Raw genomic sequence first — 14,578 nt, 5'->3', positions numbered from 1 at the left:
TTACGAACTAAAAATGTGAGCATTATGAACAACGAACTTAAAGTCTCTTTTTACCTCAAACGAGAGGGTAACACGGAGAGAACAGAAACAAATCCCGATGCCGTTTATCCGATTGTCGGGAAAATCATCATTAGTAATACCATCGCCCAATTCGGCTCAAAACTGAAAATCGAAGAACGACTTTGGAGTGTAAAATCAGGTCGGGCAATCGGCAAAAGCCGTGTTGCCGTTGAACTTAACAGAGAGATTAATAAAATTAATCTCTCCATACATGTGCATTACAGGGACATTTTAAAGCGAACAGGAAAAGTAACCGCTATTGAAGTGAAGAACGCCTTTTGAGTACAAAAAAATATGTTTCAAGTTTAGTTCACAATTATATTGAGATATTTTTTAGCTTTTGTAACCCCATTTTTATGCGCCAACACTAAAAAAATCAGATAAATTATCTATATTTGCAAACAACTACAGATTGCGTAGTGTTTTGCAAATGTGATTTATGGATAATTTGAAATTAGATAGAAGTAATAAATGGGATCAGTTCTTTGTCGAACTGCAATCCCAAGGACGTTATGCCTTTACATTTGAAGAAGTATGTAATCATTTCAAGTCGTCTAAAAAAACATTGCTGCAAGGTTTGTATAGATATAAAACCAAGAAACAGATAGCTCAAATACGAAAAGGCTTTTATGTGATCATTCCACCTAATTATTCAAATCAGGGAATGCTCCCTCCATATTTGTTTATCGATGACCTGATGAAGTCCTTGAGTAAACCTTATTATGTAGCTTTATTGTCTGCGGCAGCTTTGTATGGGGCAGCACATCAACAACCGATGGAATACTTTGTAATAGCAAAAACCCCGGCCCCCAGGAGTATTAATAATAAAAAATTGAAGATCTCCTTTTTTTCAAAAAACTCATGGGAGCAAGATGATATTGTTCAAAAAACAACCGACGTCGGTTATCTCAATGTTTCTTCTCCTGAATTGACTGCATTGGATTTACTAGCCTACGTCGATAAAATAGGGATGAATAGAACTGTTACTCTTTTACAAGAGCTAGTCCAAGCGATGAAAGCAACAACACTCTATAGAACAGCAAAAAGATATCCAAATACTCCTGTAATCCAACGATTGGGTTATATTTTAGATAAGACATTAAGCGAAGAAAAACTGTCTAATCCTTTACTGAAAATTTTGAATAAAAGAAATATATCTCCGGTATTATTGATTGCTCAAAAAGAAAAGCAGGGAGAGTTAGACGAAACATGGAAAGTAATTAAAAATATAGAGATAGAAAGCGATTTATGATACCCCGCCGATATATAGAAGAATGGAAAGCGGTTGCTCCTTGGCCAAATGATGCACAAGTAGAGCAAGATTTAGTTATTGCCAGGGCTTTGGTGGAAATATTTTCTGATGATCTGCTGAAAAAATCACTTGCTTTCAGAGGTGGCACTGCTTTGCATAAATTGTATTTGCAACCGCAAGTCCGCTATTCGGAAGATATAGATTTAGTGCAAATCAATTCAGAACCAATCAATCCGATCTTAAAACAAATTCGTGAACGGCTGTCATTCCTTGGGACTAAGCGAACGGTAAAACAACATATTCACAACAACACTATTGTTTATCGTTTCGATACAAGTACACAACCGGTAATTAATATGCGGTTGAAAATAGAGATTAACACTCGAGAACACTTTACTGTGCTTGGCTTAAAGGAAATCCCATATAAAGTTGAGAACGGATGGTTTTCCGGTGAATGTAATTTGACAGGATATGAACTTGAAGAATTACTGGGAACAAAAATGCGTGCATTATATCAGCGTCGCAAAGGTCGTGATCTGTTTGATTTGTATTGGGCGATGATTCACCAAGATGTGAATACGGAAAAACTAATCAGTTGTTATAAAACCTACATGGAGTACTCTGTAGGCAAACCTCCATCTCAGAAGCAGTTTCTTGCCAACATGGAAGAAAAACTACTTGACCGGGAATTTATGGAAGATATTCATGCTGTATTAAAGCCGGTAGCTGAATATGATAATGGCAAGGCTTGGGAATTAGTAAAAAAGAGATTGGTCGAAAGAGTATAAGACGGACAATACGAAACAAAATAGTAAACTACCTGAAGGATGGTCGTGGACAACATTGGGAGAACTTGGTATTGTCGTTAGTGGAGGCACACCATCTACAAAAGAGCCTTTGTTTTGGGAAGGTGATATAACGTGGGTTACTCCTGCTGATCTTTCTGATTATAAGGGAAAATATTTGCGCAAAGATTTTTGGGTAACAACGAGTAATAAGCAATTGGCCTTTTTACAACACATCGTCACAATGCTTAATCCTGAAAATGGAAGAGCAGCCGTAGTACTGCCAGATAATGTATTGTTTGAAGGGGGAGCTGGAGAATTGATACGGAAAAAAATGCCGGACAATTTGAATTTACATACAGTCCTTCGATTACCAGCAGGCATTTTTTACGCGCAAGGAGTAAAAGCCAATGTATTATTCTTTAATACTGCGAAAAAGCCTGAAAAACACATGACAAAAGATGTTTGGTTCTATGATTATAGAACTAATGTTCATCATACTCCAAAAAAGAATCCATAAATACGCCAGTTCAAATAACTTATTGTTGCCTGATAGACTTGCTCGGAATCTATCAAAAACCTTAATACGATAGGAGAATACAGATAAGACAATATAAACAGCAGAGTTGCGACCAATAATAAGAAGATAGTTCCTTGTGTAAATACCTCACCCGTTCGGAAATATTGCCCACTTCCATTATAACGGGCAATTAATACTTGCGCTCCGATACTAAAACCAAAACCTATCATATAGATTATCATATAATATGTTCCTGCTAAAGCAGAAGCAGCCAATTCCGTTTCTCCAACTCTTCCTAAATAAGCAGTATCAGTAAAACCTATTAGATATTCCACTAATAGACTGACCAAAACAGGAAGGGTAATCTTACAAATGTGTTTATAGGATATTTGCATTTTTGTTTTTTGAAGACAAAGATAGCTTGTGTGAAAATCAATAGATTGTATAAATTCGACTTTGTATTTTAGTGTTGTTTTTCATTGCTTATAATGATAGTTGTCTAAGTATTGCATAGTTAATTTATAATGCCTACATTTGTATTAGAGTTATTTGAGGCAATGGAAAAACACAGAAAACTAAAGAGTTTCGCTCATTTCTATATCGTTACCCATTGTTTTTCTCTTCTTCTTCAAAAATCTATTGCTCAATAGATTACAATCAAATTTCTTGTTACCCTAAACACAATAAAGAGCAGGTAAAAAAACGGCTCTGAAATCACCGAAAAAACGGTCAAACGGAAATCATCAAAAAAAATGATTAAATTTGTCCATAATCCATAAAAAGATATCGCATGACTAAACGGTTCATCTATCTCACATTGATCGGCCTGCTGGGGTTCCCTGTTTTCACAAATGCACAAAACCACCGGCGTTTGGAGCTGGACAACAACTGGTACTTCCGGCAATACGACACAAAAGAATGGCTACAGGCCAATGTCCCCGGTTGTGTGCATACGGATTTGCTGGCAAACGGGAAAATCGAAGATCCCTATTACCGGACAAACGAAAGGGAACTTCAATGGATTGATAAAGTTGCCTGGGAGTATAAAACAAACTTCGAAATAGACGATTCCACCTATGTCAAAAAGCAAAAACGCCTGACATTTTACGGGTTAGACACCTACGCAGATATTTTCTTAAACGGACACAAACTGGGACATTGTGACAATATGTTCCGCACCTGGAGCTATGATGTCTCGGATATGCTGAAAAAAGGCCGTAATGAACTGAACATCGTTTTTCTTTCTCCAACCGGGCAGGGGCTAAAAGAAATGGAAAAATACGGGCTGGCTTTACCGGCTGATAACGATCAAAGCGTATTGGGCGGGATGGAAAACAAGAAAGTCAGTGTCTTCACCCGAAAGGCTCCGTACAATTACGGTTGGGACTGGGGACCTCGCCTGGTGACCAGCGGCATTTGGCGACCGGTTGTACTCGAGGCCTGGAACGAAGTCAGGATTGAAGACACCTATATCCATCCGTTGAAAGTAGACAGCAAGCTGGCCCAGCTGAATGCTGAAATTACATTAACCGCCGCACATCCGCAAACCGCCGACATCGAAATCCGGCACGGTAACCGGATCGTATCGCAACAATCCGTCCCGCTGAAAAGCGGAAAAAACCGGATCGGTCTACCGATTAAAATCAAACACCCTAAACTGTGGTGGTGTAACGGACTCGGCAAACCTCATTTATATACCTTCGATATATGTGTCAAAACGGGAGCACAGACTCTTGACAACAAGCAAGTAACCACAGGATTACGCACTCTTCGGCTCGTCCGTAAAAAAGACAAGGCAGGCGAAACGTTCTATTTCGAACTAAACGGCGTACCGGTATTTGCCAAAGGAGCCAATTATATACCCAATGACGCTTTCCTTCCGCGAGTCAGCCGTTCCGATTACGAAAAAGTTATTGCAGACGCAACAGAAGCCAACATGAACATGCTTCGGATTTGGGGAGGAGGAATCTATGAGGACGATTATTTTTACGAATTGTGCGACCGGAACGGGATTATGATCTGGCAGGATTTTATGTTTGCCTGTGCTATGTATCCGGGCAACCCCGAATTTTTAGAAAATGTCCGGCAAGAAGCGGCCGACAACCTCATCCGTCTCCGGAATCACCCTTGTATAGCCCTCTGGTGCGGAAACAATGAAATCGGTGTCGCCTGGCGGCACAACAGCCCCGGAGGCTGGGGATGGAAACAAAAATATTCGACCGAAGAACAGGAAAGAATATTTCAGGCTTATAAAGATATTTTCCACCGGATACTACCGGAAGCCGTCGAAAAGTACACCGACGACATGGCTTATTGGCCCTCCTCTCCCATGTCCGGTCCGGGAGAATCGGATTTCGAGCTTCTGCCCGGAACCAGCGGAGACAACCACTACTGGGGGGTATGGCACGGTAAACACCGTCTGGAAGCCTTCGCCGACAACGTAGGGCGTTTCGTCAGCGAATACGGATTCCAGTCTTTCCCGGAATTTGAAACGGTAAAAAAATACACCGTACCGGAAGATTACAATATCGAATCCGATGTCATGGCTTCACATCAGCGCAGCGGCATCGGTAACCTGCGCATCAAAGAATACATGAGCTGGTATTACCGCGTACCGGAAAATTTCGAACAGTTTCTGTACATGAGTCAGGTGTTGCAAGCCAAAGCCATGGATATAGCCATGCGAACCCATCGCCGGGCAATGCCTTACTGCATGGGGTCATTACTGTGGCAACTCAACGACTGTTGGCCGGTAGCCAGTTGGTCGACAACCGATTATTACCACAACTGGAAAGCCGCACACTATGCCGTACGTGAAGCCTGCAAGCCCGTTATTGTCGTTCCCCGGAAAAACGGAAGTCAATTGGAGCTATGGGTGGTCAACGACCGCCTCAAAAAAGTCAAAGGGAATTGCATCGTAGAATTACAGGATTTTGAAGGAAACGTATTAAACCGGATTCAGGCTGACTTTTCAGCGGAAGGCAATCGTTCGGTGCTGATAGATCATATCGGTTCAGACCGTTTGCTAAAAAATCATCCCCGGGAAAAAACATTAGCCGTCGTCACCCTTCGCAACGGCAATAAAATCCTGGATGAACACCATGTTTATTTTACAGAACCCAAAAACCTGGACCTGCCGGCTCATCCCCGGATCACCACCCGTTACAACGAAAAAAACGGGAGAAAATTTCTGACGGTAACAACCGATAAACTGGCCTGTGATGTTATGTTCTATTCCCCCGGGAACACCGTCCGTTTCTCGGACAATTACATCGATCTGTTACCGGACAGGACATATACGATCGAATTATTTACCGATATTACCGATCCGGAGATAAAAACAAGATTTATACAGTAAGCGTAATAATAAGCCCCGCAGCAAAAATACTGCGGGGCTTATTGCATTGCCACAAAGCTTTACCGGATTTCCGATCCCGGTTTTATTTCTTTATCCGGGGTCACAAAAGAAAGAGCTCCGCCGGCATCCTCCGCCATCAGTATCATTCCCTGCGACTCGATACCTTTCAATGCTTTCGGCTCCAGATTCACCAGTATACTTACCTGCCGTCCGATGACTTCCTCCGGGGTATAATATTCGGCAATACCCGAAACCACGGTACGGGTATCGATACCGGTATCAACCGTCAGCTTCATCAATTTTTTGGTTTTCGCCACTTTCTCCGCCGCAACGATTTTACCGACCCGGATATCCATTTTCTGAAAATCCTCAAAAGTAATATCCGGTTTTGCCGGAGCAGCCGTTACATTCGCCAACTCATTCGCTTTTTTCGTAGCCAGTAAACGGTCGACTTGCCGCTGAATCTCTTCGTCCTCGATCTTATCGAACAACAAACCGGCTTCATTGATCCGGTGTCCGGCAGCCAATACATTGTCTCCCATCTTATCCCAGGACAACGGTTCCATATTCAGGAATGTCCTCAGCCGCAGCGCACTGAACGGCATAAAAGGTTCGGTCAATGCAGTCAAATCCGCCGCAATCTGCAAACAGATATTCAAAATCGTCTTTACCCGTCCTTCGTCCACTTTTATCAGCTTCCAGGGTTCCGTATCGGCCAGATATTTATTTCCCAGACGGGCCAACCCCATACATTCCTTCAAAGCTTCGCGGAAATGGAAGTTATCCAGATTCTTCTCCACCCTTTCTACTATCCGGGGTATTTCTGCCAGTACTTCCTCATCGTATGCCGTCAATTCCCCTCTTTCAGGAACAATACCTCCGAAATATTTATGTGTCAACACCAGTGCCCGGTTGATAAAGTTACCGTAAATAGCTACCAGCTCACTGTTATTGCGGGTTTGAAAATCCTTCCAGGTAAAATCGTTGTCCTTTGTCTCCGGAGCGTTAGCTGTCAATACATAACGCAACACATCCTGTTTCCCTTCAAAATCGCGCAAATATTCGTGCAACCAGACCGCCCAGTTCCGGGAAGTCGAAATCTTATCCCCTTCCAGATTTAAAAACTCGTTTGCGGGCACATTGTCGGGCAAAATATAAGACCCTTCAGCCTTTAACATTGCCGGGAAAATAATACAATGAAATACGATATTGTCCTTACCGATAAAATGAATCATCCGGGTTTCCTTATCTTTCCAGTATTTCTCCCAATCCGGTGTCAGGTCCTTCGTCGCAGAAATATAACCGATCGGCGCGTCAAACCACACATACAAAACCTTGCCTTCAGCCCCTTCAACCGGCACCGGTACGCCCCAATCCAAATCCCGGGTAACCGCCCGAGGTTGCAGGCCATTGTCTAACCAGGACTTACATTGTCCGTAAACATTACTTTTCCATTCCTTGTGCTCTTCTAAAATCCACTTCTTCAACCAATCTTCATAACGATCCAGTGGCAAATACCAATGTTTCGTTTCCTTCAATTGGGGAGTATTACCGGTTATAGCCGAAACGGGATTGATCAAATCGGTTGCATTTAAGCTCGTACCACAGGCTTCACACTGATCTCCGTAAGCCCGTTCATTGCCGCAATGCGGACATTTACCGATAATGTAACGGTCTGCCAGAAACTGTCCCGCTTTCTCATCGTAGAATTGCATAGACGTTTTTTCAATAAACTTACCTTCATCATACAGTTTTTTAAAAAAAGCCGAAGACAATTCATGGTGGGTTTTCGAACTGGTACGCGAATAAATATCAAAAGAGATACCGAACTCCTGAAACGATTTTTTTATCAATTCATGATACCGGTCTACAATATCTTGCGGAGTGACACCTTCTTTCTGAGCTTTAATCGTAATAGGTACCCCGTGCTCATCGGAGCCACCGATAAATACCACTTCTTCCCCCTTAGCCCTCAAATACCTTACATAAATATCGGCAGGTACATATACTCCGGCCAGATGGCCGATGTGTACAGGCCCGTTGGCATACGGTAATGCCGTTGTGATCAGATTTCTCTTGAAATGGCTCATATATATTCTTTTTAATGTTTTAGCGCTCAATTAAGCCGCAAATTTACAAAAAAATCGTATTTTCGCATGATTAAGTCGATTGACTTATTCAATGTTTTTATCGTACCCTTAAACCAGGACGATGAAACCCTTTAAAGAACTGATGTAGATTTTAGATTGTAGATTGTAGATTTACGATTTTAGATTGAAATGAATCTGATAACGAATTGGATTGCCAGTCAATCTACAATCTAAAATCGTAAATCGTAAATCTAAAATTAACACGTTTATTATTTTAGGTTTCTTCATCGACCGCAAGTCGGTCTTTAACTTTAGATACAAAAGTATATGCTACGTCCATCCTATTTACAAAGCGGGGACAAAGTTGCTCTCATTTCTCCGGCAGGCATTATCGATTCGCATGACATCGAATATGCCGGGCACATATTACGTTCCTGGGGATTAGAGCCTGTTATCGGCTCACATGCAACCTGTCAATGCGGTTATTTTGCAGGCACGGACAACGAACGGCTCACGGATTTACAATGGGCGCTGGATGACGAAGAAATACGTGCGATTCTTTGTACCCGGGGAGGGTACGGTTGTCTGCGTATCGTAGAAAAAGCCGATTACTCTATTTTTCAAGGTAATCCCAAATGGCTGATCGGTTTCAGCGATATTACCGTCCTGCATACCAAATTGACATCGTTAGGCATTGAAAGCATGCATGCCCCTATGCCGAAAAGTTATCGGGACACAACGGCAGAAGCGTTGTCCCACCTGAAAAATTTCTTATTCGGAGAGGTATCTCCCTATTTGCTTCCTCCCCATCCCTTCAACCGGGAAGGGATCGTACAAGCGGATCTGACAGGAGGAAATTTAAGCTTACTTCATTGCATCCGTTCTTCGGTCATCGAATACCCGACGCGGGGGGCAATCCTGTTTATCGAGGATGTCGGAGAAAATTTATATGCAATCGACCGGATGATGCAAAGTTTTAAGCTGACAGGACGCCTGGAAGAACTGCAAGGGCTCATTGTCGGAGGTTTCTCGGACATGAAAGGAGAAAACTTCGGAAAAACCGCAGAAGAAATTATCCGGGAAGCTGTAGAGGAATATGATTATCCGCTTTGTTTCGGTTTTCCGGCCGGACATATTCCGGACAATTACCCTTTGATTCTCGGATCGACAATCGAAATGAGTGTCGATAATGCGGGAAGTGAAATTACATTTCTTTAATTTATACAGGATCAGATTACAAAAATGAAAAAATATATTTGGACGGTTCTTGTTTTATGTATTTTAGCCGCTTGTCAACAGCCGGCAATTTTTGAAAACTACAAAACAATCGAGAAAGAGTCCTGGCTTATCAACGACACCGTCCGTTTCCAGGTTGACATCCCCCGGTCCGGAGAATACGATTTTAATGTCGGCATACGTCATACGACAGATTATGAAATGGCTAATTTATGGTGTTTTATACAAATAAAAGATTCGGCACAAACCATTCTCCGGGATACCTTAAATATAAAAATAGCAGAACCGGACGGCAGATGGCTGGGAAAAGGGAATTCCATAAAAACCTTGGAAACTCCGTCCCATATACATATGCTAAACGCCGGTAAATACACCTTCGACATTATTCAGGGCATGCGAACCAGATCTTTAAACGGCATCAAAAACGTAGGCCTGGTTATCCGCACAAAAGAAACCAATCACTGATCACCCGGTAAGGCACATTCTATGGCAAAAAACAAACTGGCAAAATTTGCGGAAATGGAAACATTAGAGAATGTATTCCAACCGGCTCACCGTGAAATTTTCCGCACCGATTACGATTTAAAAGGAAAATGGAATGAAAAAGTTTTCCGGAACGACCACCCGATTGTTTTGGAGATCGGTTGTGGCAAAGGGGAATATACCGTCGGGCTGGGCGAGCTTTTCCCCGATAAAAATTTTATCGGGATGGATATAAAAGGAGCACGCATGTGGCACGGTGCTAAAGGTGCGCTGGAAAAAAATATTCACAACGCCGTTTTCATAAGAGCTTATGCTGAATTTATGGAATCCTTATTCGCTCCGGGAGAAATAGCCGAAATCTGGATCACGTTTCCGGACCCCCAAATGTCGAAAGCCCGCAAAAGACTGACAGGCACCCGTTTCCTTTCCTTGTATAAAAAAATACTGAAAGCAAACGGGATTCTCCACCTCAAAACCGACAGTCCTTTTTTATATACCTATACGGCAGAATTGATAAAACACAATCACTTACCGGCCTCCGTTGTCACGGATGATTTATACGGAGGTGACCTGGACGATAAAATACTGGGCATCAAGACATTTTACGAACAACAATGGCTTTCCCGGGGCAAAAAGATCAAATACATCCGTTTTTCTCTCGAAGGGAGCGATACCCTGACAGAACCGGAAATTGCTATTGAAAAAGACGATTATCACAGTGAAGCCCGTTATATGGGGCCGACCCCTAAAAAACGAATGCTATGAAAAAACGGGTACTAATGGCCATGAGCGGAGGCATCGACAGTACAGTTGCCGCCATGTTGCTGCAAGAACAAGGATATGAGCTGGTAGGTGTTACCTATCGTACCTTCGATACGATTTCGCGGGGATGTATGGAAAAAGAAAAAGGATGTTGCAGTGTCGATTCCCTTTTTGAAGCCCAAAGAATGGCCGACGATCTGGGATTCGAACATCACATACTCGATATTCGTCAGGAATTCAAGGAAACGGTCATACACAACTTTATCGACGAATACCTGCACGGCCGTACACCCAATCCCTGTGTGATATGCAACTCGACGATAAAATGGGGCAAACTGCTTGAAACAGCAGATGAATTCGGTTGCAACGCAATCGCTACCGGACATTATGCCCGTATCGGCCGGCAGAACGAACGCTATTTTCTGCAAAAAGGAGTGGATGAAGCCAAAGACCAGACGTATTTCCTCTGGAAATTGAGTCAGGAAAACCTGGCCCGGACCCTATTTCCCCTTGGGGAACTCACCAAACCGGAAGTCCGGGCGATCGCATTGAAACACGGGTATGAGAAATTATCGAAGAAAAGCGAAAGCCAGGAAATTTGCTTCATCCCCGACAACGACTACCGGGTTTTCCTAAACCAGCAGGTTGATGATTTCCAGGGCAAATACGGTCCCGGGGATTTCGTCGATACCCAAGGGAATATACTCGGCCGTCACAAAGGTTTTCCCAACTATACCATCGGACAAAGAAAAGGCCTGGGCATAGCACTGGGACACCCCATGTTCGTCGTTGCCATCCACCCCGAAGAAAATAAAGTCGTTCTCGGAACAAAAGAGGAATTACAGGGACAAAGCTGTTACGTAAGCGACATAAATCTTATGAAATATGCCCGGATTCCCGAAGGATTGACCGTTACGGCCAAAATCCGCTACCGCAACGCAGGCAGGCAGGCTTCACTGTTCCATGAAGGGGACAAGCTGCGGGTCGTCTTTCAGGAAACCGTAGACTCCATTACTCCGGGACAAAGTGCTGTATTTTACGAAGGTCAGGATGTTGTCGGAGGAGGTATTATCGATTGATTTCGGATTTACAGTTTAAAATTTTATATGGACTATAACTTCAATACCCGGCTAAAAGGGAATCTTACCCTGACCTCTGATTTCCATGCCAATCAGGCTTTACGGAAAGACAAAACATTATACAAATTCATCTGGGTACAAAACGGGACGATCACCCTTGAAATAGACCATATCGATATCACATTGGGCAAAGATGAGCTTATTTCGCTTACTCCCCTGCACCACATCGAATTTAAAGAAATAAACGGGACCTACCTTACCCTTTTATTCAACAGCAATTTTTACTGTATTTACGGACACGACCAGGAAGTTTCCTGCAACGGATTCCTGTTCAACGGAACCTCCAGCATAATCCGGTTGCAGCTATCGGACCGCCAATCGGCCCTTTTGCATGAGATTACGGACAAACTCGACAACGAATACCAAATCAAGGATAACTTACAGGAAGAAATGCTCCGTATCCTGTTGAAACGTTTCATCATCGCCTGTACCCGTATTGCAAGAGAAAAATTTGCCATCACGACCGATAAGGAAAAAAGCTTCGACATCATCCGTCAGTATTACGTATTGGTAGATCAGCATTTCAAAGAAAAAAAGATGGTGCAGGAATATGCAGACCTGCTGCACCGTTCTCCCAAAACCCTGTCGAATCTTTTCTCGAGCTACAATCTTCCTTCTCCCCTGCGCATCATTCACGAGCGAATCGAAGCCGAAGCCAAACGACTGTTGCTTTACACCGCTAAAAATGCGAAGGAAATTGCCGATATTCTGGGATTTGAAGACTTATCCACATTCAGCCGTTTCTTTAAAAATATAACCGGCGAAAGCATCTCTGACTACCGGAAACGGGAAGTTGGGAAAAATTGACAAATGATCCGGTAAAATTGCCATTTATTCCGAAAGAGAAAACGATCATCTTTGTATCGTAAGTTTAACCTTTAATCTGAATAACATGGTAACACAAGTAAGTAAACTCGTCCACCGCTTTCTCTCATGGGCCGCCTCCAGCCAGAAACTCGGAATCAATCTGATACGTATATCCATTCTGATCATATTTGTCTGGATCGGGGGATTGAAGTTCTGGAATTACGAAGCAGAAGGCATCGTACCTTTCGTAGCCAACAGTCCGTTTATGAATTTCTTTTACAATAAAACCGCTCCGGAATATAAAGAATACAAAATGAAAGAAGGCGAATTCAATGCCGCCAAACAGCAATGGCACAAAGACAATAATACCTACGGCTTTTCACATGGTTTGGGTGTATTGATTATGAGCATCGGCATCCTGGTATTTATAGGTATGTTCTCCCCGAAGGCCGGACTTATCGGAGCCGCCTTAGCTATTATCATGACAATCGGTACGCTTTCCTTTCTGGTAACGACTCCGGAAGTCTGGGTCCCGGACCTCGGAAGCGGGGAACACGGCTTTCCCTTACTTAGCGGGGCAGGGCGACTGGTTATAAAAGACACAGCCATATTGGCAGGGGCCATTGTGCTGCTTGCAGATTCCGCCCAACGCATATTGAAAAAACAAAACTCAAAATAAACGACCATGAAACAGTATGATGCCATCATTATAGGTTTCGGCAAAGGCGGTAAAACACTCGCCGCCGAACTGGCCCGGCACAATTGGCAGGTAGCCGTAATCGAACGCTCTGAAAAAATGTACGGAGGCACTTGTATCAACATCGGTTGTATCCCGACCAAAACATTGGTTCACCAAGCTAAAACCGAAACATACAAACCTGAAATGAGCTTTGAGGAAAAAAAAGAATATTACCGCAAAGCCATTGAAAAAAAGGAAGAAGTCACGACTCTGCTCCGGGATAAAAATTACCATAATTTAGCCGACAACAAAAATATCACGGTTTATACCGGCATCGGTTCCTTTCTTAATGCAGATACGGTATCAGTCGCTATGCCGGACGGAACAACCGAACTGAAAGCCGGCAAAATATTCATCAATACGGGCGCAGAGACAGTCCTTCCCCCCATAAAAGGGATCCTTAACAATCCACTGGTATTCAACAGCACATCCATCATGGAATTGACAGAGCTGCCCCGACGGTTGGCGATCGTCGGCGGAGGTTATATAGGGCTTGAATTCGCTTCCATATACGCCTCCTTCGGATCACAAGTCACGGTTCTGGAAGGTTCTTCCGAGCTGATTCCCCGGGAAGACAGAGACATTGCCGAAGCGGTAAAAGACATTCTGGAAAGCAAAGGCATCCGGTTCGAATTGAATGTCAATGTTCAAAGCATAGAAAATACCGGAGAAACGGCAGAAATCACCTATCGGAATGCCCAATCCGGCCGGGAGCAACAGCTCAAAGCCGAAGCTGTCCTTCTGGCTACCGGCAGGCGTCCCGATACAACCGGATTAAACCTCGAAGCCGCAGGTGTCCGAACGGACGAAAGAGGTGCCATCATCGTCGATGAATATCTGAAAACCACGAATCCAGCAATCCGGGCCATAGGGGATGTAAAAGGAGGTTTACAGTTTACTTATATTTCCCTGGACGACTACCGCATCATCCGGGAAGATTTGTTCGGAGATCACAGCCGGAAACAAAGCGACCGGAATCCGGTAAGCTATTCCGTCTTTATCGATCCTCCTCTTTCCAGAATAGGTATGAGTGAAACCGAAGCCCGGCAACAGGGACTCGATATAACGGTAAAAAAATTAGCCGTAGCCGCTATCCCCCGGATGCTCACCATTAATGAGAACAAAGGCTTGCTAAAGGCGGTCATCCATACTCCGACGGGAAAAATACTCGGATGTACGCTTTTATGCCCGGAATCGAGCGAGATAATCAATAGCGTGGCTTTAGCCATGAAAGCCGGTAAAGATTATACTTTTCTCCGGGATTTTATCTTTACGCATCCGAGTATGAGCGAAGCATTTAACGAATTATTCCATTGAGATAAACACACAGGCCGGCAAGCGTATACT

12 protein-coding genes and 2 pseudogenes are annotated in these 14,578 nt (G+C 43.3%); 12 read left to right on the top strand and 2 right to left on the bottom strand.

Going from position 1 to position 14,578, the window contains the following annotated elements:
• The first annotated feature begins 24 nt into the window (after positions 1-24).
• The 4 genes and pseudogenes from BN8908_RS17455 to BN8908_RS19015 all read left to right on the top strand — a co-directional run.
• Positions 25-342 carry a hypothetical protein gene (locus BN8908_RS17455; RefSeq protein WP_074042473.1) on the top strand — a complete coding sequence of 106 codons (318 nt, stop codon included), beginning with the start codon at positions 25-27 and terminating at the stop codon, positions 340-342.
• 157 nt (positions 343-499) lie between these two features.
• Positions 500-1,312, top strand: coding sequence for a type IV toxin-antitoxin system AbiEi family antitoxin domain-containing protein (locus BN8908_RS17450; RefSeq protein WP_068691898.1), 813 nt, complete (start codon positions 500-502; stop codon positions 1,310-1,312).
• A complete protein-coding gene (locus BN8908_RS17445; RefSeq protein ID WP_068691896.1) occupies positions 1,309-2,100 on the top strand; it encodes a nucleotidyl transferase AbiEii/AbiGii toxin family protein in 792 nt (263 codons plus the stop codon). The genes BN8908_RS17450 and BN8908_RS17445 overlap by 4 nt, the downstream gene beginning before the upstream one ends.
• Positions 2,101-2,278: 178 nt before the next feature.
• Positions 2,279-2,611 (top strand): annotated as a pseudogene (locus BN8908_RS19015) (HsdM family class I SAM-dependent methyltransferase); the annotation flags it as partial.
• On the opposite strand, the pseudogene BN8908_RS17435 reads toward BN8908_RS19015, so the two are convergent.
• Positions 2,602-3,012 (bottom strand): annotated as a pseudogene (locus BN8908_RS17435) (MATE family efflux transporter); the annotation flags it as partial. The pseudogenes BN8908_RS19015 and BN8908_RS17435 sit on opposite strands and share 10 nt — an antisense overlap.
• Positions 3,013-3,407: 395 nt before the next feature.
• Here BN8908_RS17435 and BN8908_RS17430 point away from each other — a divergent pair.
• Entirely contained in the window at positions 3,408-5,975 is a 2,568-nt protein-coding gene (locus tag BN8908_RS17430; RefSeq protein ID WP_068691893.1) for a beta-mannosidase, read from the top strand.
• 59 nt (positions 5,976-6,034) lie between these two features.
• On the opposite strand, the gene metG is transcribed toward BN8908_RS17430, so the two are convergent.
• Positions 6,035-8,065, bottom strand: coding sequence for a methionine--tRNA ligase (gene metG, locus BN8908_RS17425; RefSeq protein WP_068691892.1), 2,031 nt, complete (start codon positions 8,063-8,065; stop codon positions 6,035-6,037).
• A 327-nt stretch (positions 8,066-8,392) separates the two neighbouring features.
• Between metG and BN8908_RS17420 the strand changes: the two genes are divergently transcribed.
• The 7 genes from BN8908_RS17420 to BN8908_RS17390 all read left to right on the top strand — a co-directional run bounded on the left by BN8908_RS17420 (position 8,393) and on the right by BN8908_RS17390 (position 14,548).
• Positions 8,393-9,283 (top strand): S66 peptidase family protein, encoded by an 891-nt coding sequence (locus BN8908_RS17420; RefSeq protein ID WP_021986610.1) that lies wholly within the window; start codon positions 8,393-8,395, stop codon positions 9,281-9,283.
• Positions 9,284-9,307: 24 nt separating this feature from the next.
• On the top strand, positions 9,308-9,766 hold the full coding sequence (locus BN8908_RS17415) for a gliding motility lipoprotein GldH (RefSeq protein ID WP_021986611.1): 459 nt from the start codon (positions 9,308-9,310) through the stop codon (positions 9,764-9,766).
• Between the two features lie 21 nt (positions 9,767-9,787).
• Entirely contained in the window at positions 9,788-10,549 is a 762-nt protein-coding gene (gene trmB / locus BN8908_RS17410) for a tRNA (guanosine(46)-N7)-methyltransferase TrmB (protein WP_068691891.1), read from the top strand.
• A complete protein-coding gene (gene mnmA / locus BN8908_RS17405) occupies positions 10,546-11,625 on the top strand; it encodes a tRNA 2-thiouridine(34) synthase MnmA (protein ID WP_068691890.1) in 1,080 nt (359 codons plus the stop codon). The genes trmB and mnmA overlap by 4 nt, the downstream gene beginning before the upstream one ends.
• Positions 11,626-11,652: 27 nt before the next feature.
• Complete coding sequence (locus BN8908_RS17400; RefSeq protein WP_068691889.1) at positions 11,653-12,492, top strand: AraC family transcriptional regulator; 840 nt, start codon at positions 11,653-11,655, stop codon at positions 12,490-12,492.
• 85 nt (positions 12,493-12,577) lie between these two features.
• Positions 12,578-13,171, top strand: coding sequence for a DUF417 family protein (locus BN8908_RS17395; protein WP_021986615.1), 594 nt, complete (start codon positions 12,578-12,580; stop codon positions 13,169-13,171).
• A 6-nt stretch (positions 13,172-13,177) separates the two neighbouring features.
• Positions 13,178-14,548: an FAD-dependent oxidoreductase gene (locus tag BN8908_RS17390; RefSeq protein ID WP_068691888.1), complete on the top strand. Its 1,371-nt coding sequence runs from the start codon at positions 13,178-13,180 to the stop codon at positions 14,546-14,548.
• Positions 14,549-14,578: the final 30 nt, after the last annotated feature.

The sequence above is a fragment of the Culturomica massiliensis genome, assembly GCF_900091655.1.
Taxonomy (GTDB): Bacteria; Bacteroidota; Bacteroidia; order Bacteroidales; family Marinifilaceae; genus Culturomica; species Culturomica massiliensis.
This window is presented reverse-complemented; position numbering and strand designations above follow the sequence as displayed.